Genomic DNA, 25,442 nt, shown 5'->3' with positions numbered 1-25,442 from the left:
GTGGGGGAAGTTACCCGTCCGTAAGGCGGAGGTCACGCAGTCGGCGCTGTGAAACGGGACTCTTTTCTAAGCGGGTGCTTATCGGGATGGGGGCCCGCGCTCCGGCGGCCAGGATCAGTCGCCCTGCCGGGCACGGCCCGTCGCGTCCGCCGCCTCCGTGGGCTCCGGCGGCGGGATCTGGCGCCGGCGCCGGTGCTTGAGCAGGGCCCACGGCGTGCGGGTCGGGGTGACTTCCGTACCGCCCTCGTCGGCGGCCTGGGCGGCGGCCTCGGCGACCGGCAGGATGCCCTCGCGGCGGTGCGCCTCCGGGCGCTCCTCCTCGGGCCACAGGCCGAGCGCGGCGCAGAGCGTGGGCAGCACGGCCATCGCGGCGGTGGCGTAGCCCTCGGCGGAGGGGTGGTAGTTGTCGGGGCCGAACAGTTCGCGCGGGTGGGCCTCGAACTCCGGGCCCAGCAGGTCGCCGAGGGAGACCGTACGGGCGCCGTGCGCCACCACGCCGATGGTCTGCGCGGCGGCGAGCTGCCGGGACAGGCGGCGCGCGACCCAGCGCAGCGGCTGGTAGACCGGCTCGATGGTGCCCAGGTCGGGGCAGGTGCCGACGACCACGGCGCAGCCGGCCTCGCGCAGCCGCCGCACCGCGTCGGACAGCAGCCGCACGGAGCGGGCGGGCGGCATGCGGTGGGTGACGTCATTGGCGCCGATCATGATGACGGCGACGTCGGGAGCGGGCTCCGGCCCCTCCAGGACGAGCGTGACCTGCCGGTCGAGGTCGTCGGACTGGGCGCCGGGCAGCGCCACGTTGCGCAGGTCGACCGGCAGCTCCGCGACGGCGGCGAGGCCGGAGGCGAGCAGGGCGCCCGGCGTCTGGCGGGGGCGGTGCACGCCCTGGCCCGCTGCCGTGGAGTCGCCGAGGAAGCCCAGCCGCAGCGGCGGCCGGTCGGTGCGGTGGGCGAAGGCGGATCCGTAGCGGCCGTCGGCGCTGGGCGGGACGGCGCTGGAGCCGCCGACCGTACGGCGGGCGAGGCGGACCTCGGTCAGCAGCAGGCCGACACCGGCCACGCCGAGCAGACCGATCCCGCCGCCGCCCACCGCGGCGGCGGCGGCGATCCGCCGTGCCACCCTCGCCCTGGACATCGTCATCGGCATAAGGCCGGGCACCTCCCCGTGCAGTGCGTTCGGAACGTGTGGTGACTGTGGATGGGTGGAGCCGGCCCGGAGCCGGACGCGCGGCCCGTACAGGATGTTCGTAGCGGCCGGAACAAGAAGCGGTACAACAAGGTGGTGCCCCGTCGGGCGGCCCGCGCAACGCACGGCGCCGTCCCGGGAGCGGGCAATAGGCTGGTCGGATGGGCGCAGGACAGCGCGCCCCCGACAGCGGAGACCACCGTGCAGTTTTACGAATCCATGATCGAGCTCGTCGGCGACACCCCGCTGGTGAAGCTCAACAACGTCACCCGAGGAATCCGGGCGACCGTCCTGGTGAAGGTGGAGTACTTCAACCCGGGCGGGTCCGTGAAGGACCGGATCGCGGTGCGGATGATCGAGGCCGCCGAGCAGTCCGGCGAGCTGAAGCCGGGCGGCACCATTGTGGAGCCGACCTCGGGGAACACCGGGGTGGGCCTGGCGATCGTGGCCCAGCAGAAGGGCTACAAGTGCATCTTCGTCTGCCCGGACAAGGTGTCCACCGACAAGATCAACGTGCTGCGCGCGTACGGCGCCGAGGTCGTGGTCTGCCCGACCGCCGTGGACCCCGAGCACCCGGACTCCTACTACAACGTCTCGGACCGGCTGGTCCGTGAGACCCCGGGCGCCTGGAAGCCGGACCAGTACAGCAACCCGAACAACCCGCGTTCGCACTACGAGACGACCGGTCCCGAGCTGTGGGAACAGACCGAGGGGAAAATCACTCACTTCGTCGCGGGCGTCGGCACCGGCGGCACCATCAGCGGCACCGGCCGGTACCTGAAGGAGGCCAGCGAAGGCCGGGTCAAGGTCGTCGGCGCCGACCCGGAGGGCTCGGTCTACAGCGGCGGCTCGGGCCGCCCGTACCTGATCGAGGGCGTCGGTGAGGACTTCTGGCCGAGCGCCTACGACCGTACGGTCGCGGACGAGATCGTGGCGGTCTCCGACAAGGACGCCTTCCAGATGACCCGGCGGCTGGCCAAGGAGGAGGGCCTGCTGGTCGGCGGCTCCTGCGGCATGGCGGTCGTGGCGGGCCTGGAGGTCGCCGAGAAGCTCGGCCCGGACGACGTGGTCGTCGTCCTGCTGCCGGACAGCGGCCGCGGCTACCTCAGCAAGATCTTCAACGACGAGTGGATGGCGGACTACGGCTTCCTGGAGGACGCGGGTCCCGCGGCCCGGGTCGGCGACGTACTGCGGTACAAGGAGGGCGCGCTGCCGTCGCTGGTCCACATGCACCCGGAGGAGACCGTCGGTGAGGCCATCGACGTGCTGCGGGAGTACGGCGTCTCGCAGATGCCGATCGTCAAGCCGGGCGCCGGGCACCCGGACGTGATGGCCGCGGAGGTCGTCGGCTCGGTCGTGGAGCGGGAACTGCTGGACGCGCTGTTCGCGCAGCGCGCGTCGCTCGCCGACCCGCTGGAGAAGCACATGTGCCCGCCGCTGCCGCAGGTCGGCTCGGGCGAGCCGGTCGGTGACCTGATGGCGGTCCTGGGGAAGGCGGACGCGGCGATCGTGCTCGTCGAGGGCAAGCCGAAGGGCGTGGTCAGCCGGCAGGACCTGCTGGCGTTCCTGGCGCGGGAGGCGAAGCAGGGCTAGGCCCCGTACGCGGCGGGGCCCGTCCGCGGGGTCGCTCCGCGCCGAGGACAGCCGGCGTCAAGCGACCGTCAGGAAACGTTCGGCCGCCGCAAGGTGTACGTATGCGTCACGTGCCCGCAGCACGGGCTTAACACTGACCGGGCACATTGGTGACGGTGGCGATACGGACTTCCGGAGCGGCTCCCGGACCTTCCGAAGATCGCCCGGACGCGCACGGCCGGCCCTGACCCGGCCCGCGTCCCCGCGGGGACCGCCGTCGTCCCGCCCTCGGCCACCGGCCGGGGTGCGGCGGTCCCCGCGCCACCACCGCGCCCGTACGAGGACCGGCTTCCCGCCTACTCCCAGCCGTCCCCGTCCTGTTTGCCGTCCTGGCGGGAGCGCTTGAAGAAGCCGGACGCGTGCACCGCGTTGACACCGACGATGCCGGCCCAGCTGACCATCAGCCCGGTCAGGCCCGCGTTCACAGCGCCTATCGCGGACAGCGGGACCGCGAGGACCAGCGAGACCGTCGCGAAGCCGAAGCGCTCCGCATAGCCGCTGCCACCGCCGGGCGCCGCGCGCGGCCTGGGCGGCTGCGCACCGCGCGCGACCTGCATCTGCTGCTCGGCGAACTGCCGGCGCACCCGCTGGTCGACCGTCGTGTCGAGCTTCTCCAGGAAGGACTCGACCAGCTCGGACTCGTACTCCGGCCCCAGCTCCTTGCGTGTCTGCAGGGTCGCGTCGAGTTCTTTCCTCAGCTCGGGGTCATGGGTAGCCATGCTGCGAGATTACGGGCGGGGAGCGGGCCGCGCGGTAGGGCTGTCCCCCGTATTCGCGGGGGTGGACTCCGCACCCGCCACCGCGGCGGGCGGCACCCGGCCGGTGTCGCGGCGGGCGACCGCCCAGTACAGGACGGCGGGTACGGCCAGCCCGACGAGCCAGGAGACATCGGCGCCGCCGAGCGGGGCCACCAGCGGGCCGGTGTAGAAGTGCGTGGCGAGGAACGGGAGCTGGGCCAGCACGCCGGCGCCGTACACCGCCAGCGCCCCGCCGTTCCAGGCGCCGTAGCGGCCGGCCGGGTCGCTGAGCGCCGGGATGTCGTAGCGCTCCTTGGAGATCAGGTAGTAGTCGACGAGGTTGATCGCCGACCAGGGCGTGAAGAAGGTCAGCAGGAACAGCAGGAAGTCCTTGAACGAGGCGAGGAAGGAGTCCTTGCCGAGGAGGGCGACGGCGGTGCCCGCGAGCATGATGCCGGTGACGTACGCGGTGCGGCCGCGCGGCGACAGGGTGGCGCGGCCCCGGAAGCCGCTGACGCCGGTGACCAGCGACATGAAGCCGCCGTAGGTGTTCAGGACGTTGATGGTCAGCTTGCCGAGGGCGATGACGAAGTACAGCGCGGAGGCCGTCAGGCCGGCGCCGCCGAGGGAGACGACGTAGGAGACCTCGTGGCCGGTGAAGGCGGTGGGCGCCGCGGCGGCGGCCAGCGCGCCGAAGGTCATCGACCACTGCGACCCGAGAACCGAACCGGACAGCGTCCACCAGAAGGTGGCGCGGGTGGAGGTGTGGCGGGGCAGGTAGCGGGAGTAGTCGGCGACGTACGGGCCGAAGGCCAGCTGCCAGGAGGCGGACAGCGAGACGGCGAGCAGGAACAGCGGGAAGGAGAAGGACCGGTCGTGCAGCAGCGCGGCCAGGTCGGCGCGCTCCAGCAGGCGCGCGCCGAGGTAGAGGAAGGCCAGCGCGCACACGATGCTCGCGACCCGGCCCAGCACGTGGATGAGCCGGTAGCCGACCGCCGCGGCGACGGCGGTGACCGCGGCGAAGACGAGGATGCCGAAGGTGCCGCCCAGGTGCGTCAGCTCGCCGACCGCCTGCCCGGCCAGCACCGTGCCACTGGCGAAGAAGCCGATGTACATGACGATCACCAGCGCCAGCGGCACCACCGCGCCGCGTACCCCGAACTGGGCCCGCGAGGAGATCATCTGCGGCAGGCCCAGCCGCGGCCCCTGCGCGGAGTGCAGGGCCATGACCGCGCCGCCGAGGACGTTGCCGAGCAGCAGCCCGAGCACCGCCCAGAACGCCCGTGCGCCGAGGACGACGGCCAGCGCGCCGGTGACCACGGCGGTGATCTGGAGGTTGGCGCCGAGCCACAGGGTGAACTGGCTGACCGGCGTGCCGTGGCGTTCGGCGTCCGGTACGACGTCGATCGAGTGCCGTTCCACCACTGCCGCCATCGGCCGCCTCCTCGTCCGGCTGTATGAGTTGATGCAGGATCGGCGCGGTTGAATGGAGAAATCAATACCCCGGACCGGAAAAGGTGGCGCGGGGGCCGCCGGGCTCCGGGTGGCCGCCGGGCTCCAGGGGCCGGAGTTCCTCCGCGTACGAGACGGAGAGGCGGCGCATCAGGCCGTCCTCGGTGATGGCGTACTGGCCGAGCCGCCACAGCGGCGGCGAGTAGGCGTGCAGCGAGACCGTGTCGTCGGTGGCGCCGGTGAGGCGGTGGATGTGGTCCGGGCCGAAGCAGATGGAGGCGCCGGAGGCGACGGCGGTGGCCAGATGGGCGCCGCCGATACGCGGGTTGGACTCGGTGAGCACGCCCTGCACCACGCGCACCGCGCCGGACGAGAGGTCGTGGTCGTGCCAGCCGGTGTCGCTGCGCCGGGTCCAGCACAGCAGCCAGACGTCGACGTAGGTGTCGCGGTGGAGGGAGGCGTAGTGCCGCTCGGTGTCGGAGAAGGCGACGTCGCCGCGCCACAGGTCCGGGGCGTCGGCCAGCCGCTCGACGAGGGAGCGCAGTTCGCGCCTGGTGAGGTTGCGGGCGGGGAGGGCGGCGAAGAGGCCGGGGGTGCGGGGCGGGGCGGCGGGCGTGGCCGGGCGGTGGTGCGTACGGGATTCGGGCATTACGGGCGGGCTCCTTTCGCCGGGCCGAGGAGGCGGGCCGGGTTGGCGGTGCAAAGGGCGTGCACGGCGGCGGCGCCGAGGCCGGGCACGTCCGGCACGGCGTACGGGCGGTCGCTGCCGAAGACCACGGCGTCGATGCCGACGGCACGGACGACCGTGTCCACGGCACGCGTGCCGTAGGAGGAGGTCTCGTAGAAGACGCCGGGGTCGACGCGTCCGCGGTCCCGGCCGCCGCGTGCCGCCAGCCGCTCGCCGTGCAGCGGGGCGAGGCCCGCGAGGGCGGTGAAGCAGACGCGCAGGTGCGGGTGGCGGGGGCGGCCGAAGGCGCGGAAGGCGAACCAGGCGGCGTGCAGCTGCTGGAGGTAGGGGACGAGGGCGGGCCACCACGGCGGGCTGCCGGTCGGGACCGGTGGCGCGGTTCCGGGGTGGACGAACAGGGGCCGGCCGAGGCGGGCCACGCCGTCGAGGAGCGGCCCGCAGCGCTCCCATCCGGCGGCGTCCGCCAAGGCCGTGGCGGGGAGCTGGAGGCCGGCGCAGCCGCGGCGCAGCAGGCGTACGACGGGCGCGGGGTCGGGGACGGGGACGGACAGGCACGGGGAGGCCCAGGCCCCGAACGGGGCGGGCAGGGCGAGCGCTTCGTCGTGGAAGGCGTCGAGGAGCGGGGCGGCTTCTTCCGGCGGCAGGAATTCGATGCCGAGTGGGCTGGAGAGCGAGATCAGGGCCCGGTCCAGGCCGTCGGCGCGGGCGCGTTCCGTACGGGCGGCGGGGTCGTGGTCGGCGGGGTCGATGGCGTACGGAGGCTCGCCGGGCAGGTGCAGTGTCCGGCCGTCGAGGAGGGGCGGTGAGGTGCGCGCACGCAGCAGCGCGAGGAACCGCGGCGGCCAGAGGTGCTGGTGGATGTCGGTGGTCACGGGCTCCCTCCGGGAGGGCGCCCCGCCGGGCGCCGTCAAATGGCTCCGGAACAAGGGAAGTTAACCGCTTCAGTTACGCGATTAAGTGAAGCGATTAACCCGAATCCGTGTCAAGGGAACGGCGGGGGCGTCCGCGCGCACGGCACGGCGTCCGCGCGGCCCAACACGCCGGACGGGACGGCCCCTTGGGTAGGCTTCCGGCATGGCCAGGCCCCGTAAGCGCACCACTCTCCGCGAGGTGGCCGAGGCCACCGGGCTCTCCACCGCCGCCGTCTCCTACGCGCTGCGCGGCACGCACGTCTCCAAGGAGACCGAGGAACGGGTGCGCAAGGCCGCCGCCGAACTCGGCTACGAGGCCGACCCGATCGCCCGCGCCCTGGCCAGCGGCCGGACCAGCATGGTCGGCGTACTGGCCGGCGACCTCCAGGACCTGTGGCAGCAGCAGCTGATGGCGGCGATAGGGCGGGAACTGCTCGCGGGCGACCGCTACGCGCTCATCCTGGACGCGGGCGGCGACCCGCAGCGCGAGCTGGCCCTGGCCAAACAGCTCCGTGACCAGCGCGTGGACGGCCTGCTGGTGTCCCCGGTCGACCCCTCGGCGGCGGGCTGGGCGCAGATCGCCGAAGCGGTGCCGGTGGTGTCCATCGGCGACTCGCTGCGCCGCGCCCGTACGGCGGGCGAGGTGCTCTTCGACAACCGCGCCGGCATCGACGCCGTACTGGAGTACCTGACCGGACTGGGCCACCGCCGGATCACGGTCCTGACGCCCACCGGCCCCTCCACCCCTGACCGGCCCGCCGATGTGTACGTACGGGAGGCGGCCGGACGCCTCGGCATCGCGGCCGAAGTGCTCCCGTGCGCCCAGGAACTGGGCGAGGCGACGGCGGTCGCCCGGCGTGTGCTGCGCGACGGCGGTGCGGACGGGGCCCGCTCGACGGCGGTGTTCTGCTTCTCCGACTCGATCGCGTACGGGGTCTACGCGGCGGCTGCCGAGGCGTCGCTGAAGGTCGGCCGGGACGTCTCGGTGGTCGGCTTCGACGACCATCCCGTCTCCCAGGTGCTCACCCCGCCCCTGACGACGCTGGACTGGGGCCTCGCCGGCATCGCCCAGGAAGCGGCGCGGCTGGCCGTCGCGGCGATCGACGGACGGCGGGTACGGCGCAAGCGCATGCTGTGCGCGCCGCGGCTGAGCGAACGGGGCTCGGCCGTACGGGTATGAGGGGCGGCGGCTCCGGACATCTCACGCGGGGACGGACAGCCCGAGGGCGCGGAACGTGACGCGCTGGTCGAACCACAGCAGCGCGACCGTCGCGCCGCCCATGACAGCGGCGAACAGCAGATGCCCGGCCGCCGAAGCGACCTGAGCGCCGGCCGCCCCGAGCAGTGCGTGCGCCCCCATCCGGAAGGCGACCAGCCCGAAGGCGATGGCCCGCGTGCGGGAGTTCTTCAGCAGCGCCTTCACCAGCTTGATCCGGCGGCGCAGCACGGTCAGCCCGACGACGATGTTGACCGCCGCGAAGGCCAGGACCACCGTCCAGGCACCGGACCACGCGTGACACAGGTCGTAAGCGGCCCCCAGCACCCCCTCGAACGCGAAGAACCACACCGGCAGCGGCTTCACCTTCGCCAACTCCTCCGCGGAGACCAGCCGCCGCGCGTTCTTCCGAGCCTTCGTGAGGATCCGCATCGCCCGCCCCTTGGTGGTGAAGTACCGCTGTTCTGTGGTGCCTCCATCCTGGTGAGGCGCGGGGCGGCGCGGCAGCGTCAAGCGTCCTCGGCCGGGCGGGACAAATGTCATGGGGCGGCTGCACGGCCGGCTTGTTCATGTCATCCGTTGAGTCTTCCGGCGGCCCGGTGATGAGCATTGCCCCGAGCGGAGCCGAAACCCTCCTCGGCGTCTTCAGCGGCTCGGACCGGGAGACGGTCGCCCAGGCCGGCGAGGTCTCCCAGCAGCTCGGCTGGATCCGCTCGGTCATCCGGCGGTAGCACCGAACGCGCCGGCCGGCCCCGGCGAAACGTCAGGTCCGCGTGGCAGGACAGCTGATGTCGGTGGCCGGGCGTGCGCCGGTGAGCAGGAACGCGGTGGTCCGTGCGTCCCCGCAGGCGCGGTCGTCGCCGTGGTAGGCACCGTGGCCACCGGCCTCGACGGTGATCATCCGGGCGCGGTCGCCGAAGGCCCGGCGCATGGCGCGGGCGCCGGTGAGCGGGGTGGCCGGGTCGCGGCGGTTCTGGACGAGCAGGACGTTCGACGGTCCGTGCGAGGTGATGCGCACGGGCCGCTCGGCGGGCGGTGCCGGCCAGAAGGAACACGGCGTGATGTTGACCGGCATACCGGCGGTCAGCGGGTGGCGCACGCGGTCGGTGGCCACGTCACGGGCGTGCTTCTCGGGTGAACGGGGCCAGGCCACGTCGTTGCAGAGGGTGGCGACCGAGGCGGCGGCGGTCTGCTGCTGGGCCTCGATGTCCGCCGGGGAAGGCACCGGCTGCGCGGGCAGGTCCGGGGCGTTCGGATCGTCCAGCTTGGCGCGGGCGGCGCGCATCAGCGATATCAGGCCGTCCATCCGGCTGTCGGAGTAGAGGCTCATCAGCAGGTGCTGGCGCAGGACGTTGCCGTTCAGCTCGGCGGGGTTGGCGTTCGGCCAGGGCAGCGGGGTGCGGTCGAGGCGGGCCGCGAGGTCCAGGAACAGCGGACGGATCTCCTCCGGGCGGTCGGCGAGCCGGTCGGCGCGTGCCGGGTCGGCGGCCCGCGCCGCGAAGTCGGGGAAGCGGTCCTCGGCGCCGACGGCGGAGTTCGCCAGCCAGCCGCGTTCCACCCGGGCCGGGTCGGGGTCGCCGTTGCTGTCCAGCACCCAGTTGGCCGTCCGGCCCGGAAAGAGCTGGGCGTACACCGCACCGGCGTACGCCCCGTACGAGACGCCCAGGCCGGACAGCTTGCGCTCGCCCAGGGCCTGCCGGATGCGGTCGATGTCCCGGGCTTCGTTGGCGGTGCTGATGCTGCGCAGCACGGGTCCGCCGTTACGGGCGCAGGCGGCGGCCGTCCGGCGGGCGGCGGCGATGTTGCCGGTGATGGAGCCGTCGGGTGCGGGCCATGAGCGCAGGGTGGTCAAGGACAGGTCGGCGTACGGAAGTCCGCAGCTCACGGGCGAGCTGTGCCCCACGCCGCGCGGGTCGAAGCCGATGATGTCGTACGCGGCGCGCAGGCGTTGCGACAGCTTCGCGGTGCTGGGCCGGTCCAGCCCAGTACCGCCTGGCCCGCCGGGAATCAGCAGCAGTGCTCCGCGGCGCGCGGCCGGGTCCTCGGCCGGAATACGGGAGACCGCGAGATCTATCTGTCTGCCGTCCGGGTCCTTGTAGTCGAGGGGGACTTTGAGCGTCGCGCACTGCTGGGAAGCGGTCCCGGCAGCCGCCGAAGGGCACGGCTGCCAGTCGAGCGAGGTCCGGGGGCGGTCCGGGGATGCCGAAGCCGCGGCATCGGGCGGCGCGAGGAACGGCAGAGCCGTGGCGAGAGCGGCGGCAGTGGCCATGACGGAGGCCCCAACGGGGCGGCGGCGCTTGGTGTTTCGCATGGCAACAGCCTGTCCGGACGGAGGGCGGACGCCCAGCGGGGCAGCACCAAGATCGGGGGTGGGGTGTGCCCCACCTTCCGGCCGTGCCGGATGGCGCCCGGAGGGCGATCAGCCGGTTGGCGGGTGGGCTGCCCCTTGTCGGTCTGTATATCGTCATGCAGAGTCGGGGTGGGTGAATAGATTCCGAGGGAGGGCGGCGCCATGGTGTCCCGGGCTCTGGATCAGGGCGGGTGGGGCGGTCGTGCGTCCGGGGGCGCGAGCGTCGCTCCGCCGCCCGCCGCGGTGCCCCTGCCCGCGGTGGTGCTGGACGGGCGCGGTCTCGGTGTGGGCGGGATCGTCGGGCTCGCGGAGCGTACGGCCCGGCCCGCGGTGCTGGACCCCGGTGATCTGGCCTACGCGCGGGAGTCCTGGGAGACCGCTCGCCGGCTCGCCGCCACCGGCCGGGTCTACGGGCGCAGCACCGGTGTCGGCGCCAATCGTACGGAGGACGTGGTCGCCGCCGACGACGGGCACGGACTGCGGCTGCTGCGCAGCCACGCCGGGGCGATCGGTGATCCGCTGCCCGCCCGTGAGGTGCGCGCCATGCTGGCGGTGCGGGCCAATCAGCTGCTGGCGGGCGGTGCGGGGCTGCGGCCCGAGGTGATCACCGCGCTGGTCGAGGCGCTGGGGAGCGGCGCGTACCCGGTCGTGAACGAGTACGGCGCGGTCGGCACCGGCGACCTCGCCGCGCTCGCCCAGACCGGGCTGGCCCTCGTGGGCGAACACCCCTGGGCCGGTGGCCGGGCCCCCGCCCCGCTCGCCCTGGACGGCAACGACGCGCTCGCCCTCATCAGCAGCAACGCGCTCACCCTCGGGCAGGCCGCGCTCGCGCTGGACGGGACGCGGCGCCTGCTGGATGCGGCGCTGCCGGTGGCCGCGCTCTCCCTGCTGGCGGTCGGCGGCTCGTACGAGCCCTTCGCCGAGCCGGTCGTCCAGGCCCGCCCGCACCGCGGAACGGCCGCCGTCACGGCCCGTATGCGGGAGCTGACCGGGGCCCCGGCCCGGCCCGCGCCGCCGCTGGGCCGCATCCAGGACCCGTACGGCTTCCGCTGCGTCCCACAGATCCACGGGCCCGCGCTGGACGCCGCCGACGCCCTCGAAGAGGTCCTTGCCGTGGAAGTCAACGCGGCGGCCGAGAACCCGCTCATCAGCGTGGCGGACCAGGCGGCGTACCACCATGGCAATTTCTACGCCGCGCACCCGGCCCTCGCCCTGGACGGCTTCCGGCTCGCCGTGCTCCAGACCGCGCTGCTGTCCACGGCCCGCCTCGCCGCCCTCTCCGAGCCGGACTTCACCCGGCTGCGCCCGTTCCTGGGCGACCACGCGCCGGCCAGTTCCGGCGTGATGATCCTCGAATACGCGGCCGGGGCCGCCCTCGGCGAACTGCGGGCCGCCTCGCAGCCCGCCTCCCTGGGGCACGCGGTCCTCTCCCGCGGCGTCGAGGAACAGGCCAGCTTCGCGTCGCTCGCCGCCCGCCAGGCGCTGCGCGCCGGCGTCGCGTACCGGCGGGTGCTCGCCTGTGAACTGGTCGCCGCCGTACGGGCGTTGCGGATGCGCTCGCTGGAGCCCGAGCCGGGCGTGCCGGCGGCCCGTGCGTTCGCCCTGGCCGCCGGGGCGCTGGACGCGCGGATGGCGGACCGGCCGCTGACGGCGGACGTGGCGGTGGCGGAAACCCTGCTGGACGGGCTGGCCGCGCTGTGATGCGGGACCGGAAGCCGCCGGGCGGGGGCGCCGATTACGTACAGTCGGGCGGCGGGACGGCGGGCGCACGGCGCGCCGCCCCGCACGACCAGCAACGACACGAAGGCCGGGAGCACGGCCGCGGACACGGCCGGGAGGCAGCGATGATCGGGGACGGCGGCGAGGACCGCGGCGAGCGGGCGGCGGACGGACGGGCCGCGCCGGACACGGGAACGCCGCCGCCCGGCCCCGCCGCGGCCACCGGCACCGCGGCCCGTCTGCAGAAACTCTTCGAAGGGCACCGCCTCACCCCGACCCAGCGGCGCATCGCGCACTGCATGGTGCGCCGTGCTGCCGACGCGCCCTTCCTCTCCAGTGTCGAGCTCGCCGAGCTGGCCGGGGTCAGCCAGCCGTCCGTGACCCGCTTCGCGGTCGCGCTCGGCTTCGACGGCTATCCGGCGCTGCGCAAGCACCTGCGCGAGGTGGCGCCCACCACGAGCGCGCGCGGCACCGGCACGTACAACGAGTACCAGCAGGCCGTGCAGGCGGAGATCGACAATCTGCGCCACCTCGCGGCGGTGCTGGCCGATCCGGGGCCGGTGGTCCGGGCCGGCCGGCTCTTCGCGGCCTCCCGGCCGCTGCCGGTGCTCGGGCTGCGCGCGGCGACCGCGCAGGCCGCCGGATTCGCGTACTTCGCCCGCAAGGTCCACCCGGACGTCCGGCTGCTCGACGAGGGCGGCTCGATGCTCACCGACCGTATCGACGCGGCGGTGCAGGCGGGCGCGAGCACCCTGCTGTGCTTCGCGCTGCCGCGCCACCCGCGCGAGGTCGTGGACGCGCTGGAGTACGCGCACGAGGCGGGCCTGACCGTCGTCACCGTCGCCGACAGCGCCTTCGCGCCGGTCGCCCGCCACACGGACCTGCTGCTGCCCGCGGCGGTCGGCACCGGCCTCGCCTTCGACACGGCGTGCGCGCCGATGCTGCTCGGCCGCGTCCTGCTGGAGGCGATGTGCGACGCCCTGCCGGACGCGCAGGCGCGGCTGGAGGAGTTCGACGCGAAGGCGGCGGAGCGGGGGCTGTTCGTGGAGTGAGCCCGTCCGGCGCCTGCCGTACGGCCGGAAAGCGACCCGGCGGCTTCACGGAATTCTCAGACGGGCTGGTTACGATCCGCCGCCGTATACGGGTTCCGCCGTCGCGGCGGGGAGCCGCCGCCGTCCTCGGGGCCCGTGGCCGGATCGTGGCGCGAGGAGGTTGTCGTGGGGCGCGGGGCTGTTGCGCTGGCGCGGGTGGCGGTGCTGCTGCGGGTACCGGCCGGGTGGCTGTGGTGGCCGGGGCTGCTGGCCGCCGGGGTCGGGGCGCTGCCGCCCGGCCTGACCGGGCGGCGGATCGGGGTACTGGCCGGGGCGGCGCTGTTCATCGTCGCGGCCTGCACGGTTTTCGCGGTACGCCGCAAGCGGTACGCGCACCTGGCCAAGGCGGCGTCCCGGGCCGGGAAGTCGGCGATCCTCCAGGACCGCGCCGTGACCCTGCGGGTCTGGCGGCGGGCCCACCGCTGGTGGCTGCTGCCGGCGTTCCTGGCGGCGGTCGGTTCCTCGTTCGCGCTGCCCGCTGCCGGCGGTCTGCTGCTGGCCGGGGCCGGGCTCGGGCTGTGGGCCAAGGCGCTGTGGCTGGGCCGCTGGGAGCACGAGCACGACGCACTGCTGTGGGTCCGTACAGAAGCTGCCGTACGGGGCGGACCGGCGGGCCGGGACGTACGCGGCTACCTGACGACCGGCGTGGCCGCGAAGGACGCGCGCCCGGGAGGGGCGAAGGCGGGGCGGCCGAAGGCCAGGGCCTGACGGGCGGCCCGCGGACCGGGCGCGGGGCTACTCGCCCCGCGCCCGCAGCACCAGCCGGTTCACGCCCCACAGGACGACACCGACCGCGACGAGCACGGCGGCCCGTACGTACACCTCCACCGACCGGTCGGCCAGCGGGCTGGCCAGGAGGAGGGCCCCGGCGGCGCCGAGGACCGGGAAGACGGTCGGCGTGCGGAAGTGGCGGTGCGGCACCCGGTCGCGGCGCAGCACCAGCACCGCCACGTTGACCACCGCGAAGACGCACAGCAGCAGGAAGGCCGTGGTGTCGCCGAGGCCCTCGATCTCGCCGGTGAGGACCAGGCCCAGGGCCAGCAGCGTGGTCAGGGCGATGCCGACGACGGGCGTACGGCGGCCCGGCAGGACGCGGCCGACGGCGCGCGGCAGGATGCGCTCATTGGCCATCCCGTAGCACAGCCGCGAGGCCATCATCATGTTGATCAGCGCGGAGTTGGTGACCGCGCACAGCGCCATCAGCGCGAACACCGTGGGCGGGAAGGTCGCGCCGCCCGCGTGGACCACTTCCAGCAGCGGCGCCGACGAGCCCTGGAGCCGCCGGTGGTCCACCAGCAGCGACGAGACCAGGGCCACCAGGACGTAGACGGTGCCCGTGATCCCCACCCCGAGGAAGATCGCGCGCGGGAAGTCGCGGCCCGGGTGCTCGGCCTCCTCCGCCATGTTCACCGAGTCCTCGAACCCGACGAACGCGAAGAACGCCAGGCCCGTGGCGCCCAGCACACCGGTCAGCACGGCGAGGCCGGTGCCGCCGGTGTCGAGTTCGGCCAGCCGCGCCGGCTCCCCGCCGCCCGTCAGGACCGCGTAGATCCCCAGCCCGATGATGATCAGCAGCCCGGACACCTCGACCAGGGTCAGCACCACGTTCGCCTTCACCGACTCCGCCACGCCCCGTAGGTTCACCGCGGCCAGCGCCAGCACGAACAGCACCGCCACCGGGGTCGGCGGCAGATCGGCGAGGGTGCGCAGATAGTCGCCGCTGAAGGCGCGGGCCGCGGCGCTCGCCGAGGACAGGCCCGAGCACATCACCATGAAGGCGACGAGGAAGGTCAGGAAGGGGACCCGGAACGCCTTCTGGGTGTAGAGCGCGGCGCCTGCCGCCTTCGGGTACTTGCCGACGAGTTCCACGTACGAGGCGGCGGTCAGCACCGCGATGCCGAAGCCGATCACGAAGGGCAGCCACAGGGCGCCGCCCACCTTGCCCGCGACCTTGCCGGTGACGGCGTAGACGCCGGTGCCGAGGATGTCCCCGACCACCAGCAGGACCAGCAGTTTGGGGCCGATGGCGCGCCGCAGCGGCGCGCTTTCGCCGGTGTGCCCGGCGGTGTCCGTGGAGGAGGTCCGCATGAGCGGGACATGCCCGGAGCGCAAGATTTCTAGCGCTCGGGAGCGGCGGGGCCCCCGAGCCGGGTGAGCGCGTCCGCGTGGGCGCCGCCGCTCTCCGCGACCAGTTCGTCCATCTCCTGCGGGGCGCGCACGGTGGCCCAGCGCGGCGCGCCGTCCGGGCCCGGCGCGTACCCGTACACCCCGGGCCGGGGGAGCGAGTTGTACGCGAAGTGGGTGGAGAAGTAGTACGCGCCGGTGTCCAGGAGGGCCACGTGGTCGCCCGGCTCCAGGAGCGGCAGCGGCCGGTCCCGCGCGATCAGGTCACCCGCGAAGCAGCAGGGCCCGGCGACGTCCTGGACGACCGGTTCACCGGTCTTGGGGCGGCCCTGCGCGTCGTACGCGGCGACCCGTACCGGCCAGGCGTCCGGCGCGAAGACCGTACGGGTGGCCACCTGGGCGCCTGCGTGGGTCACCGCGATCCGCCGCCCGCCGGCCGATTTGGTGTACTCCACGCGCGCCAGCACGACGCCGTGCTTGGCGAGCAGCGACCGGCCGAACTCGGTGACCAGCCCGTAGCGGCCGCCGAACAGCCCCGGCACGGTGGCGTGCAGCAGCCGGGCATATGCGTGGTACGTCGGCGACACCTCGTCGGACGCGAAGTTCACCGGCAGCCCGCCGCCGATGTCCAAGGTGGTGACCTGGGTGCGCCCGGCCTTCTCGTTGATCTCCTCGGCCAGCTCGTACAGCACGCGCACCCCGTCCGCCATCAGCTCCAGCGCCATGCCCTGGGACCCGACGTGGACATGCAGGCGCGTCAGCCACGGGCGGTCCAGGAAGGCCCGCACGACCTGGTCACGGGCGCCCTCGTCGCGCAGCGGCACGCCGAACTTCGAGCTGTCGGTCGCGGTGCTCATCGCGCCGATGCTGCCGCCGCCGAGCTGCGGATTGACCCGCAGGCCCAGCGGCGAGGCGGACGGCGCCGAGCCGGTCAGGGCGTCCAGCCGGGCGAGTTCGCCGAAGCTGTCGGCGTTGACGGCGATGCCGAGGGCGAGCGCCTCGCGCAGTTCGGCGGGGGCCTTGGCGGGGGAGTCCAGCACCGTACGGGACGGCGGCACCCCGGCCGCGCGCGCCAGGGCCAGTTCACCGGGGCTGGCGACCTCGCAGCCCAGCCCCTCGTGCGCGAGCAGGCGCAGTACGGGGACGAGCGAGGCGGCCTTGACGGCGAAGGCGTGCAGGACCGGCGTGCCGGGCTCGGTGAAATCCTCGAAACCGGCCCGCAGTTCGGCGGCGGAACGGCGGATTCCGGCGATGTCCAGCAGACCGGCGACCGGGGCGCCGGGGCTGACCAGGCCCCGGGCGACGGCCGCCGCGACAGCGCGATGGCGCGGGGCGGGCGGAGCGGCGGGGGGAGTGCTCATGGCACCACTCCACCACCTGCCCGCCGTGGCCGCCATCGACCGGCGCGCCCGCGCGCGGTGTTGACCTCTTCGGCACGCGGCAATAACGTCGCGGCGCTCTCACGAGGGGTCCCCTTTCCCGGAACGGTGGTGCGGTACATGGCATACCGGCACGTCCAGGCGAGACCGGCGGTGCGGCGGGACCTCCCGCGACCGTCCCGGCACCCCGACGTGATCGTGGTGGGCAGCGGCATCGTCGGCGCCGCCTGCGCGGAGGCGCTCACCCGGCGCGGCATACGGGTCACCGTCCTGGACCACGCGCCGCTCACCTCCGGCACCACGGCCCGCGGCGAGGGCAACCTCCTGGTCTCCGACAAGCCGCCGGGACCCGAACTCGACCTGGCGCTGGACTCGTCGGAGCGCTGGCCGCGGCTGCTGGCGGAGCTGGACGCGGAGGGGCACGGGCCCGGCGGGCCCGCTCTCGCCGAGCGGTGCGAGTACGAGGCGAAGGGCGGCCTCGTGGTGGCTCTAGGGGAGGCGGGTGCGCGGGCGCTGACCGGCTTCGCCGCCGGGCAGCGGGCCGCCGGCGTCACCGCGTACGACCTCGGCCCGGACGAGGCGCGCGCCCGCGAACCGCACCTGACGCCGGGCGTCCGCGCCGCCGTCCACTACCCGCAGGATGCCCAGATCCAGCCGGTCGCGGCGGCCACCGCGCTGCTCACCGCGGTCCGCGGGCGCGGCGGCACGCTGCGGTCCGGGGTGCGGGCACTCGGTGTGGAGCGCGGCGCGGACGGGCGGGTGACGGCGCTGCGCACCTCGGCCGGGACGCTGCCGTGCGGCGCGGTCGTCAACGCCTGCGGCCCCTGGGCGGGGCACTTCGCGCGGGCGGCGGGCGCGCCGCTGCCCGTGGCGCCGCGCCGGGGCCTGGTGCTGGTCACCGCGCCGCTGCCGCCGGGGACGGTCCGGCACAAGGTGTACGACGCCGACTACGTGGGCGCCGTCGGCAGCGGCGACGCCGACCTGCGGACCTCGACGGTGGTCGAGGCGACGCGGGGCGGGACGGTGCTCATCGGGTCGAGCCGGGAGCGGACCGGTTTCCAGGAACGTTTCCGCGCCACCGTCCTCGGCGAACTCGCCCGGAAGGCCGCCGCGTTGTTCCCGGTGCTGGGCCGCGTCCCGGTGATCCGCGCGTACGGCGGCTTCCGCCCGTACACCCCCGACCACCTGCCGGTGATCGGCCCGGACCCGCGGCTTCCCGGCCTGTGGCACGCGACCGGGCACGAGGGCGCGGGCATCGGACTCGCCCCGGCCACCGGCGAACTCCTCGCGCAGCTGTACGCGGGCGAGCGCCCCCGGATCGATTCGCGGCCGTACCGGGTGGGGCGACCGGGGCTGGTGGAGGGGGAGGAGGCGCAGTGTTCCGCGTGACGGTGGACGGGCAGGAGCAGTGGGCGCGCCCCGGCCAGACGGCCGCCTCGGTACTGCTGGCCGCGGGCCGCCTCTCCTGGCGGACCACGCGCGGTGGCCGTCCGCGCGGTGTGTTCTGCGGGATCGGCGTCTGTCACGACTGCCTGGTGGTGGTCAACGGCGTACCCGACGTACGAGCCTGCCGGCGCGTGGTGGTGGCGGGCGACCGCATCGAGACGCAGGTGGGGGCGCGGTTGCCGGAGCCCGCGCCGAAGACGCTTCCCGTGGCGGCGCGGACCGTGGCGGCGCCGGTGGTCGTCGTCGGGGCCGGGCCCGCGGGCATGGCGGCGGCGCTGGCGGCGGCCGGGGCCGGGGCGCGGGTGGTGCTGGTGGACGACGGGGAGCGGCCGGGAGGGCAGTACCACCGGCAGCCCGCGGACGGCCCGGCGCGGGGCGCGGCGGTCCGGGCCGCGGGCGGGCGGGCGTGGCGGCGCCTGGTCCGCAGGGAGCTGTGGCCGCCGTACCGCGTCTTCGGCGAACTGCTGCTGGCCCTGCTGCTGGGGCTGATCGCGCTCGGCTCGGAGGAGATCGCCCGCAGCGGCGAGGCCCGTACGTGGCTGGTGACCGTGGCGGTGATGGTGCTCTCGCCGCTGCGCCGTGCGCTGCCCGGTGCGGTGCTGATTCTCGCGGCGTCGCTGAGCTGGCTGTTCGTGGGGATATCGGCGCTGCTGATCGTGGCGGGCTGGTCGGCCGGGCGGCGGATCGCGGGCAGTGCGCGGGCGCTGGTGGTGTTCGCGGTGGCGCTCGTGCTGAGCATGGCGGTGCCCGTGGTGCAGGACTTCCCGCGGGTGTCGCCGGAGAAGCTGATGGTGCTGGCGGTGTCCTTCCTGGCGATAGTCGCGATGCCCGGGATAGCGAGCCGGTATTGGTCCCAGCACCGCACTCTGGTGGACACGCTGCACGCCCAGCGCACGCAGCTCCTGCGGGAGAACGCGATGATCGCCCGCCAGACGCAGCTGCGGGAGCGGCAGCGCATCGCGCAGGACATGCACGACAGCCTGGGCCATCAGCTCACCCTGATCGCCGTGCACACGGGCGCACTGGAGGTGGACTCCGCGCTCAACGCGCAGCAGCGGGAGGCGGTCGGTGTGCTGCGCGGGGCCTCGGTGGCGGCGATGCGGGAGCTGCGCGAGGTGGTCGGCCTGCTCAGGGACGAGACGGAGGACACGGCGGCGGTGCATCCGGCGATCGGCGCCGGTACGGCTCCGGATGCGGGGCAACGCGGGGTGGCCCAGGTGGACGGGCTGGTCGAGGCGTCGCGTGGCGCGGGCGCGCGAATATCCGTCTCCCGTTCCGGGGAGCCGCTCGCGCTGGCGCCGGCCGTCGACCGGGCCGCGTACCGCATCGTGCAGGAGGGGCTGACCAACGCACACAAGCACGCCGCGGGTGCGCCGGTGACGGTGGCGCTGCGGTACGAACCGGATTCGCTGCTGGTCGAGGTGGTCAACGGGCCGGTGCCGCCGGGTTCGGCCGCCGGTCCCGAGGTCAGTGGCGGGCAGGGGCTGACGGGGTTGCGGGAGCGGGCCCGGCTGGTCGGCGGCATGGTGCACAGCGGCCCGTTGCCGGACGGCGGTTTCCGGCTCGCCGGGGTGCTGCCGTACGGGCCGGTGACGGTGGCGGCCACCGCCGCGGAGCCGGTGCTTCCGCCGGCCGCGGTGGAACCGGCCCGGGCGGCCGGGCCCGGTGGCGGTTCCGTGGACCCCGTCCGCGGGCGGCCCGCCGTGCGTGTCGGCAAGGACGGCCAGCCGGTCATCGACTGGTCCCGGGTCTACGCGGCTCCGGATGCGGTGATGTTCCGCAGGGAGGCGCGGCACCGTGGCTTCGCCGTCGGGTGTGGCCTGGCGGCGGGTGTGGTCGTGGTCCTGGGGGTCCTGGCGGCGTGGGGGATGGTGGAGCTGTTCAAGGCGATGGAGGACGGTTCGGTCTCGCCGGACACATACGAGCAGCTACGGATCGGCCAGACGGAGGCCGAGGCGCGCGAGCAGCTGCCGCCGGGGTCGTTCGTGAACAGCGGCCTGAACTCCCAGGGCCCCGCGAAGCCGGCGGGCGCGCGCTGCGAGACCTTCGCGTCCACGGAGACGTCGGCGGACTGGGACGAGGAAAAGGCGTTCCGGTTCTGTTTCAAGGACGGGAAGCTGGTGGAGAAGCGGACCTTCGTGGGGAGGGCCTGAGGGCGGCCGGACGGACCGGCGCGGGAATGGGGGGATGATGACGCTGTCCGTGGGAGAGGCCGACCGAACCGGTGCGGGAGTACGAGTGATCAGGGTGATCGTCGCCGACGACGAGCCGCTCATCCGGGCCGGTATCCGGATGATCCTCACCTCGGCCGGGGACATCTCGGTGGTGGCGGAGGCGGGCAACGGCAGGGAGGCGGTCGAGGCCGCGCGCGGCCATGGTGCGGACGTGGTGCTGCTGGACATCCAGATGCCGGTGATGGACGGGCTGACGGCGCTGGCCGAACTGCGCAGCGCGGCACCGTCCGTACGGGCCCTGATCCTGACGACGTTCGGCGAGCGGGAGAACGTCCTGCGCGCGATGGGCGAGGGCAGCGCGGGCTTCCTGCTGAAGGACTCCGCGCCGGACGAGCTGATCCGCGCGGTGCGCGCCGCGGCCGACGGCCATGCCTATATGTCGCCGGTGGCGACGCGGCATGTGGCCGATTCGCTGGTGGCACGCGCCGGTGACGTCGGCGGGGAGAGCGCGGCGACCCGTACGGCGCGCCGAGCGCAGGAGGCCGCACAGCGCCTCTCGGTCCTGACGGAACGGGAGATGGAGGTGCTGTCCCTGCTCGGTGAGGGCCTGTCGAACGCCGACGCGGGTGAGCGCATCCACATGAGCGAGGCCACGGTGAAGACGTACGTCAGCCGCATTCTGGCCAAGCTGGGCTGCGAGAACAGGGTCCAGGCGGCGCTGTTGGCCCGGGACGCGGGGCTGGGGAGCTAGGCAGCGGCCCTTCGGCCGTACGGCTGGCGACCGGACCGGAGCCGGGGGACCGCGGGCTCGGGCATCGGGCGGTCCGGGGCGGTGCGCCGGATGGCCCGGCCTGTTCTCGGGCCGGGCCGTGGGCGGTGCGGTGCCGTCAGGCGGCGAGTCGCGCGGCGAGGGCCTTGGCCTTCTCGGCGGCTTCCTGGAAGGACTGGTCGCGGGAGGCTTCGTACAGCGGTATGAGCTCCGACATCGCGGGGTTGGTGGGCGCCATCGTCAGCTCGGGGACGATGAAGTCGACCTCCAGGCCGAGCATGGTGCCCAGCACCGCCTGGAGGTAGGTCTCGACGTAGTCGAGTCCCTCGCGGGGCGTGCCCGGCTTGTACGAGCCGCCGCGGCTGGCGACGACCGTGACCGGCTTGCCCTTGATGGACGACTCCTCACCGGCGGTGCGGCCGATGATGATGATGTGGTCCAGCCATGCCTTGAGCGTGGAGGGGATCGTGATGTTGTACATCGGGGCGCCGATGAGGACCGCGTCCGCCTTCTCCAGCTCCTCGACCAGCTCAAGACGGCGCGCGAACGCGGTCTGCTGCTCGGGGGTCAGGGCGTCCGCGTCGGCGAAGGCGGCGGAGAAGCCGGCGGCGTCGAGATGCGGCAGCGGGTCCGCGGCGAGATCGCGGTAGATGACGGTGCCGCCGGGGTGCGCCTCCTCCCACGCCTCGCGGAAGGCCGCGGTCACCGCGCGGGAAGCGGATCCATCGGTGGTGAACAGGGAGGAGTCGAGGTGCAGAAGCGTGGCCATGGTGCGGTCCTTCGTTCGCGGCCGATGGGCGGCCTGATGAAGAGTTCCGTGCGTTCCTATGTTTAACACAGTAGCTTACTTTTCCGCAGTACCCAACGGTATGGCAGTACGCTGGTCGCATGACGGATCACGGCGAAGGCACCTGCAGGCAGGTCGACACCGGCATGGCGCGGGTCTTCGGGCTGCTCGGCAAGCGGTGGACCGGCCTGATCGTGTCCGTCCTGATGGAGGGGCCGGTGTTCTTCGCCGAGCTGCGCCGCGCGGTGCCCGGCATCAGCGAGCGCATGCTCTCGGACCGGCTCACGGAGCTGGCCGCGGCCGGTCTGGTCCTGCGGGAGGTCGACGGGGGCCCGCCGCTGCGCGTCTCGTACCGGCTGACCGAGGCGGGCCGGGCGCTGGAGCCCGCGCTCAAGGAACTGGGCCGGTGGGCGGAGACGTACCTCGCGGACGGCGGGAAGTGTCCGGCGCGCTTCCGGGAGTGATCGCGCTTCCGGGGGTGGGGCGGCGGGGCGTACGGCGCGCGGGAGATGTCGTACGCCCGGCGTGTGCGAGGTCCGGTGACGGGCGGCTTCAGCCGTGGTGTGCCTGGGCGGCGTTGTAGCGCAGCAGATAGGTCGCGAAGCGGTCCAGGTCCTCCTCGTCCCAGTCGGCGAGCCGCTCGTGGAACGCCTGGCGGCGGCTGGCGGTCACGTTCGCCAGCACCTGCGCGCCCTTGGCCGTGGGGTGCAGCACCTGGACGCGGTGGTCGTCCGGATCGACGCGGCGCTCGACGAAGCCGAGCTTCTCCAGGGCGGAGATCTGCCGGCTGACCGTGGACTTGTCCAGGAAGTAGTGCGCGGCGAGGTCGGTCGCGCGACATCCCTGCTGGTCATCGAGGTGCGCCAGCAGCGTGTACGAGACGAGCGACAGCTCGGGGTGCATACGGGCGGCGGTGGCGCGTGCCCGGCGGGCGAACGCGGTCATCTCCTGCTGGATGGTCTCGACGGATGTGTCTCTGCGAGCCACGTGCTTGCCTTTCGTTGAAGTAGTTGTATAGTACAACGTGAAATGAGAGTTGTATAAGCCAACTACTCGAAGCTGAGCGACTAGCTTGAGAAGGCACCACGCATGAGTTCGGTCCGACGTCCCGACCACCACCGCCCTGATCACCGAGCCGATCTGCGGCACGTCCTCACCCACCTGATCACCCCACTGCTGATGTGCATCGGCATGGGCCTGGCCTACCTGGGCGCGTTCGCCCACCCCGAGCCGCACCACCTGCCGGTCGCGGTGGTCGGGTCGGGTCCCCAGGCGCAGGTGCTGGCCCAGTCGATGAACGACAAGGCACACGGTGGCCTGGACGTACGTACCGTCGGCAGCCGGGCCGAGGCCGTTGACCAGCTCAAGCACCAGGACATCTTCGGCGCGTACGTGATCGACACGCGCGCCACCGGCGCCGCGCCGTCCGGCACCGCGGCCAAGGGCGGCGGGGGCAAGCCGGCGCCCGAGCTCGTGGTCGCGACGGCCGGATCCGACACCACGGCGTCCGTGGTGCAGAAGATCTTCACGCCCGTCGCGGCCCAGCAGGGTGTGCCGCTCAAGGTCACCGATGTCGCCCCGCCGGCCGAGGACGACCCGACGGCCCAGGGGCTCTTCTTCCTGATGGTCGCGATCAGCATCGGCTCGTACGCGTCGGTCGCGGTGATCGGCGGTGCCGGTGCCGTACTGCCGATCCGGATGCGCGCGATGCTGGCGATCGGCACCTCCTTCGTGGTCAGCATCCTCGGCACGCTGTTCGCGGGGCCGGTCTTCCACCTCGTCGACCACGGGCTGTGGGGGCTGTGGAGCATGGCCTGGCTGTACTCGGCGGGCATCCTGCTGATCGGCACCGGGCTGCACACGTTCCTCAAGCGCTGGACCACGCTGGGCGTGATGGCGCTGTTCGTGATGCTCAACTTCACCTCGGCGGGCGGCGTCTTCCGCCCCGAGCTGCAGAACGGGTTCTTCGCCTCCCTGCACGCGTTCTGGAACGGCGCCGGGTTCGTGGAGGGCGTCCGCAGCCATGTCTACTTCGACGGCAACGGGCTGGCCGGGCACGTCTGGACGCTGGTGCTGTGGCTGGTCGTGGGCTTCGTGATGGTCGGTGTGGCGGCCCTGGCCGAGGCACGCCGACGGCGCGCGGCCGACACCGCGGCCGCGAACGCGACGGCCGTGGCGGCTGCCGCGGTGGCGGCGACGGTGCCGGAACGCCGCCCGGCGCACACCGCGACCAGCGCGAACGACGAGAGCGCGGCAGCCGCCGAGGAGGAGATGGAAGAGGCGGTCGGCGTCTGAGCCGACGGCGTACGGGACGGGCCCCGGCTTCTCCACAGGCCCGTCACGGAGAGTTATCCACAGGCCCTGCCGCGCGGCGGGGCCTGTCTGTACCGTCGTGCACACGCGGCGGAGACAGCGCCTCGGCGACCGGTAGGTCGAAGGGATTCTGTCGGCGTTCCGAAGCGGCCGGACGACCGAGGTCCGGGATCGGTGCACGGGACGAAGGGGGAGGTGGCACGCGATGGCGCGGTTGCCGTACGTACCGGGATTCGCCAGGCCGGAGGAGCGGGGTGCGTCGCCGAAAGCGGTCGGCAAGGCACTCCGGGAGCGCACACCACGCTCCGAGCAGGGCCGGTTCACGCCCGACGCCGGGCGGCCGGACGCGGTGGCGACGGTCGAGGAGTCCAACGCCGGCCGCATCCCGGAGCTGGTGCCGATACGGGTCGGGCGCATGGCGGCCGGCCCCTTCGCCTTCCTGCGCGGATCCGCGGGGCTGATGGCGTACGACCTCATGAACAGCCCCGTGACCGGCATCGGTGCGCAGATATGCGGCGACGCGCACGCCGGCAACTTCGGTCTCTACGGCGACGCCCGCGGCAAGCTGGTGATGGACCTCAACGACTTCGACGAGACCCTGTACGGGCCCTGGGAGTGGGACCTGAAGCGCCTCGCGGCTTCGCTGGTGCTGGCCGGCCGGGAGGCCGGGGCCGCTGAGGAGCAGTGCCGGGAAGCGGCCCTGGACGCGGCCGGTGCGTACCGGCGCACGATGCGGCTGCTCGCGGGCATGCCGGCCGCCGATGCCTGGAACGCGATAGCCGACGAGCAACTGGTCTCGTACGCCGACGCACATGACCTGCTGGGCACGCTGGAGCGGGTGGTGGCCAAGGCGCGCAAGAACACCAGCGCACGCTTCGCGGCGAAGTCGACCGAGCGAATACCCGAGGGCGGCAAGCGGTTCGTGGACGCCCCACCCGTACTGCGCCGCATACCGGACGCGGAGGCCGCCGCCGTCGCCGCATCGCTCACCGGCTACCTGGACACCCTGCCGGAGGACCGGCTCCCGCTGCTGGCCAGGTACGAGGTGCAGGACGTGGCGTTCCGGGTGGTGGGCACGGGGAGCGTGGGCCTGCGCTCCTACGTGGTCCTGCTGCTCGACCACCGCGGCGAACCCTTGGTACTCCAGGTGAAGGAGGCACGCAGCTCAGCACTGGCACCGTACGTGGAAAAGGCCGGCTTCCCTGTTCCGCCGACGGGCCACGAGGGCCGACGCATCGTAAGCGGCCAGCGACGTATGCAGGTGGTCAGCGACAGCCTGCTGGGGTGGACGACGGTTTATGAGCCGGGGGTGGGCGGTGATGGAGCGGGCTTGATGGCGGGTGCTGGGGGCGGGAGTGGTGCCGGGGGTCGGCGGGGGGTGCGCCTCGGCGGGGGCCGCGAGCAGCCCGTGGCCGTTGCGGCCGCCCGTCAGGACGACGGAGGCCGAGCCGCGGGCCGCCTGCGCGTCC

The 25,442-nt window shown here is 73.8% G+C and carries 22 protein-coding genes and 1 pseudogene; 12 read left to right on the top strand and 11 right to left on the bottom strand.

Annotation, left to right across the window (positions count from 1 at the left end; all coding sequences use genetic code 11):
* Positions 1-114: 114 nt before the first annotated feature.
* A complete protein-coding gene (locus tag ADK86_RS39975) occupies positions 115-1,146 on the bottom strand; it encodes an SGNH/GDSL hydrolase family protein (RefSeq protein WP_053701063.1) in 1,032 nt (343 codons plus the stop codon).
* Between the two features lie 240 nt (positions 1,147-1,386).
* On the opposite strand from ADK86_RS39975, the gene ADK86_RS39970 reads away from it, so the two are divergent.
* Complete coding sequence (locus tag ADK86_RS39970; RefSeq protein ID WP_053701062.1) at positions 1,387-2,778, top strand: cystathionine beta-synthase; 1,392 nt, start codon at positions 1,387-1,389, stop codon at positions 2,776-2,778.
* A 335-nt stretch (positions 2,779-3,113) separates the two neighbouring features.
* Here the strand turns inward: ADK86_RS39970 and ADK86_RS39965 are convergent, their stop codons facing one another.
* The 4 genes from ADK86_RS39965 to ADK86_RS39950 all read right to left on the bottom strand — a co-directional run bounded on the left by ADK86_RS39965 (position 3,114) and on the right by ADK86_RS39950 (position 6,566).
* Entirely contained in the window at positions 3,114-3,536 is a 423-nt protein-coding gene (locus ADK86_RS39965; protein ID WP_053701061.1) for a hypothetical protein, read from the bottom strand.
* A gap of 9 nt (positions 3,537-3,545) precedes the next feature.
* Positions 3,546-4,988 (bottom strand): purine-cytosine permease family protein, encoded by a 1,443-nt coding sequence (locus tag ADK86_RS39960; RefSeq protein WP_053701060.1) that lies wholly within the window; start codon positions 4,986-4,988, stop codon positions 3,546-3,548.
* Between the two features lie 61 nt (positions 4,989-5,049).
* Positions 5,050-5,655, bottom strand: a complete 606-nt coding sequence (locus tag ADK86_RS39955) for a cysteine dioxygenase (RefSeq protein ID WP_053701059.1) — start codon at positions 5,653-5,655, stop codon at positions 5,050-5,052.
* On the bottom strand, positions 5,655-6,566 hold the full coding sequence (locus ADK86_RS39950; protein ID WP_053701058.1) for an amidohydrolase family protein: 912 nt from the start codon (positions 6,564-6,566) through the stop codon (positions 5,655-5,657). The genes ADK86_RS39955 and ADK86_RS39950 overlap by 1 nt, the downstream gene beginning before the upstream one ends.
* A 202-nt stretch (positions 6,567-6,768) precedes the next feature.
* On the opposite strand from ADK86_RS39950, the gene ADK86_RS39945 reads away from it, so the two are divergent.
* Positions 6,769-7,785, top strand: a complete 1,017-nt coding sequence (locus ADK86_RS39945; RefSeq protein WP_030375348.1) for a LacI family DNA-binding transcriptional regulator — start codon at positions 6,769-6,771, stop codon at positions 7,783-7,785.
* A gap of 21 nt (positions 7,786-7,806) precedes the next feature.
* Here the strand turns inward: ADK86_RS39945 and ADK86_RS39940 are convergent, their stop codons facing one another.
* Positions 7,807-8,253 (bottom strand): hypothetical protein, encoded by a 447-nt coding sequence (locus ADK86_RS39940; protein WP_053701057.1) that lies wholly within the window; start codon positions 8,251-8,253, stop codon positions 7,807-7,809.
* A gap of 155 nt (positions 8,254-8,408) precedes the next feature.
* Between ADK86_RS39940 and ADK86_RS39935 the strand changes: the two are divergent.
* A pseudogene (locus tag ADK86_RS39935) lies at positions 8,409-8,552 on the top strand (trypsin); the annotation flags it as partial.
* Positions 8,553-8,584: 32 nt separating this feature from the next.
* Here the strand turns inward: ADK86_RS39935 and ADK86_RS39930 are convergent.
* Positions 8,585-10,132, bottom strand: a complete 1,548-nt coding sequence (locus ADK86_RS39930; RefSeq protein WP_053701055.1) for an alpha/beta hydrolase — start codon at positions 10,130-10,132, stop codon at positions 8,585-8,587.
* Positions 10,133-10,333: 201 nt separating this feature from the next.
* On the opposite strand from ADK86_RS39930, the gene ADK86_RS39925 reads away from it, so the two are divergent.
* The 3 genes from ADK86_RS39925 to ADK86_RS39915 all read left to right on the top strand — a co-directional run bounded on the left by ADK86_RS39925 (position 10,334) and on the right by ADK86_RS39915 (position 13,689).
* A complete protein-coding gene (locus tag ADK86_RS39925) occupies positions 10,334-11,872 on the top strand; it encodes an aromatic amino acid ammonia-lyase (RefSeq protein ID WP_053701054.1) in 1,539 nt (512 codons plus the stop codon).
* Between the two features lie 143 nt (positions 11,873-12,015).
* The gene (locus ADK86_RS39920) at positions 12,016-12,942 is read left to right on the top strand and encodes a MurR/RpiR family transcriptional regulator (RefSeq protein WP_234346345.1); all 927 of its coding nucleotides are present in this window, start codon (positions 12,016-12,018) and stop codon (positions 12,940-12,942) included.
* Positions 12,943-13,107: 165 nt separating this feature from the next.
* The gene (locus ADK86_RS39915) at positions 13,108-13,689 is read left to right on the top strand and encodes a hypothetical protein (RefSeq protein WP_053701053.1); all 582 of its coding nucleotides are present in this window, start codon (positions 13,108-13,110) and stop codon (positions 13,687-13,689) included.
* Between the two features lie 27 nt (positions 13,690-13,716).
* Here the strand turns inward: ADK86_RS39915 and ADK86_RS39910 are convergent, their stop codons facing one another.
* Positions 13,717-15,069 carry an APC family permease gene (locus ADK86_RS39910; RefSeq protein ID WP_053701052.1) on the bottom strand — a complete coding sequence of 451 codons (1,353 nt, stop codon included), beginning with the start codon at positions 15,067-15,069 and terminating at the stop codon, positions 13,717-13,719.
* Between the two features lie 29 nt (positions 15,070-15,098).
* Complete coding sequence (locus ADK86_RS39905; protein WP_053701051.1) at positions 15,099-16,466, bottom strand: diaminopimelate decarboxylase; 1,368 nt, start codon at positions 16,464-16,466, stop codon at positions 15,099-15,101.
* A gap of 138 nt (positions 16,467-16,604) precedes the next feature.
* On the opposite strand from ADK86_RS39905, the gene ADK86_RS39900 reads away from it, so the two are divergent.
* From ADK86_RS39900 to ADK86_RS39890, 3 genes are all read left to right on the top strand, one after another.
* Positions 16,605-17,873, top strand: coding sequence for an NAD(P)/FAD-dependent oxidoreductase (locus tag ADK86_RS39900; RefSeq protein ID WP_078952581.1), 1,269 nt, complete (start codon positions 16,605-16,607; stop codon positions 17,871-17,873).
* Complete coding sequence (locus tag ADK86_RS39895) at positions 17,861-20,083, top strand: 2Fe-2S iron-sulfur cluster-binding protein (protein ID WP_078952578.1); 2,223 nt, start codon at positions 17,861-17,863, stop codon at positions 20,081-20,083. The genes ADK86_RS39900 and ADK86_RS39895 overlap by 13 nt, the downstream gene beginning before the upstream one ends.
* 85 nt (positions 20,084-20,168) lie before the next feature.
* A complete protein-coding gene (locus ADK86_RS39890) occupies positions 20,169-20,855 on the top strand; it encodes a response regulator transcription factor (RefSeq protein ID WP_030598925.1) in 687 nt (228 codons plus the stop codon).
* A gap of 136 nt (positions 20,856-20,991) precedes the next feature.
* Here the strand turns inward: ADK86_RS39890 and ADK86_RS39885 are convergent, their stop codons facing one another.
* The gene (locus ADK86_RS39885) at positions 20,992-21,642 is read right to left on the bottom strand and encodes an FMN-dependent NADH-azoreductase (protein WP_053701050.1); all 651 of its coding nucleotides are present in this window, start codon (positions 21,640-21,642) and stop codon (positions 20,992-20,994) included.
* 119 nt (positions 21,643-21,761) lie between these two features.
* On the opposite strand from ADK86_RS39885, the gene ADK86_RS39880 reads away from it, so the two are divergent.
* On the top strand, positions 21,762-22,124 hold the full coding sequence (locus ADK86_RS39880) for a winged helix-turn-helix transcriptional regulator (RefSeq protein WP_053701049.1): 363 nt from the start codon (positions 21,762-21,764) through the stop codon (positions 22,122-22,124).
* 88 nt (positions 22,125-22,212) lie between these two features.
* On the opposite strand, the gene ADK86_RS39875 is transcribed toward ADK86_RS39880, so the two are convergent.
* Positions 22,213-22,647 carry a MarR family winged helix-turn-helix transcriptional regulator gene (locus tag ADK86_RS39875; protein ID WP_107088687.1) on the bottom strand — a complete coding sequence of 145 codons (435 nt, stop codon included), beginning with the start codon at positions 22,645-22,647 and terminating at the stop codon, positions 22,213-22,215.
* A 102-nt stretch (positions 22,648-22,749) separates the two neighbouring features.
* Between ADK86_RS39875 and ADK86_RS39870 the strand changes: the two genes are divergently transcribed.
* Together ADK86_RS39870 and ADK86_RS39865 are read left to right on the top strand one after the other, a co-directional pair.
* Positions 22,750-23,955, top strand: coding sequence for a hypothetical protein (locus tag ADK86_RS39870; protein ID WP_053701047.1), 1,206 nt, complete (start codon positions 22,750-22,752; stop codon positions 23,953-23,955).
* Between the two features lie 223 nt (positions 23,956-24,178).
* On the top strand, positions 24,179-25,442 hold a 1,264-nt coding region (locus tag ADK86_RS39865), incomplete at its 3' end, for a DUF2252 domain-containing protein (RefSeq protein WP_107088686.1).

Source organism: Streptomyces sp. NRRL F-5755 (assembly GCF_001279365.1).
In the GTDB taxonomy this organism is placed as follows: Bacteria; Actinomycetota; Actinomycetes; order Streptomycetales; family Streptomycetaceae; genus Streptomyces; species Streptomyces rimosus.
The sequence above is the reverse complement of the archived record's forward strand: the minus strand, read 5'-3'. Positions and strand labels throughout refer to the sequence as shown.

Excerpts from the sequence above, each read along its gene's own strand:
- ADK86_RS39960 (WP_053701060.1), bottom strand. The coding sequence starts at position 4,988 with ATGGCGGCAGTGGTGGAACGGCACTCGATCGACGTCGTACCGGACGCC.
- ADK86_RS39945 (WP_030375348.1), top strand. The coding sequence starts at position 6,769 with ATGGCCAGGCCCCGTAAGCGCACCACTCTCCGCGAGGTGGCCGAGGCC.
- ADK86_RS39910 (WP_053701052.1), bottom strand. The coding sequence starts at position 15,069 with ATGCGGACCTCCTCCACGGACACCGCCGGGCACACCGGCGAAAGCGCG.
- ADK86_RS39975 (WP_053701063.1), bottom strand. The coding sequence starts at position 1,146 with ATGCCGATGACGATGTCCAGGGCGAGGGTGGCACGGCGGATCGCCGCC.
- ADK86_RS39965 (WP_053701061.1), bottom strand. The coding sequence starts at position 3,536 with ATGGCTACCCATGACCCCGAGCTGAGGAAAGAACTCGACGCGACCCTG.
- ADK86_RS39885 (WP_053701050.1), bottom strand. The coding sequence starts at position 21,642 with ATGGCCACGCTTCTGCACCTCGACTCCTCCCTGTTCACCACCGATGGA.
- ADK86_RS39905 (WP_053701051.1), bottom strand. The coding sequence starts at position 16,466 with ATGAGCACTCCCCCCGCCGCTCCGCCCGCCCCGCGCCATCGCGCTGTC.
- ADK86_RS39880 (WP_053701049.1), top strand. The coding sequence starts at position 21,762 with ATGACGGATCACGGCGAAGGCACCTGCAGGCAGGTCGACACCGGCATG.
- ADK86_RS39940 (WP_053701057.1), bottom strand. The coding sequence starts at position 8,253 with ATGCGGATCCTCACGAAGGCTCGGAAGAACGCGCGGCGGCTGGTCTCC.
- ADK86_RS39930 (WP_053701055.1), bottom strand. The coding sequence starts at position 10,132 with ATGCGAAACACCAAGCGCCGCCGCCCCGTTGGGGCCTCCGTCATGGCC.
- ADK86_RS39925 (WP_053701054.1), top strand. The coding sequence starts at position 10,334 with ATGGTGTCCCGGGCTCTGGATCAGGGCGGGTGGGGCGGTCGTGCGTCC.
- ADK86_RS39900 (WP_078952581.1), top strand. The coding sequence starts at position 16,605 with ATGGCATACCGGCACGTCCAGGCGAGACCGGCGGTGCGGCGGGACCTC.
- ADK86_RS39920 (WP_234346345.1), top strand. The coding sequence starts at position 12,016 with ATGATCGGGGACGGCGGCGAGGACCGCGGCGAGCGGGCGGCGGACGGA.
- ADK86_RS39955 (WP_053701059.1), bottom strand. The coding sequence starts at position 5,655 with ATGCCCGAATCCCGTACGCACCACCGCCCGGCCACGCCCGCCGCCCCG.
- ADK86_RS39870 (WP_053701047.1), top strand. The coding sequence starts at position 22,750 with ATGAGTTCGGTCCGACGTCCCGACCACCACCGCCCTGATCACCGAGCC.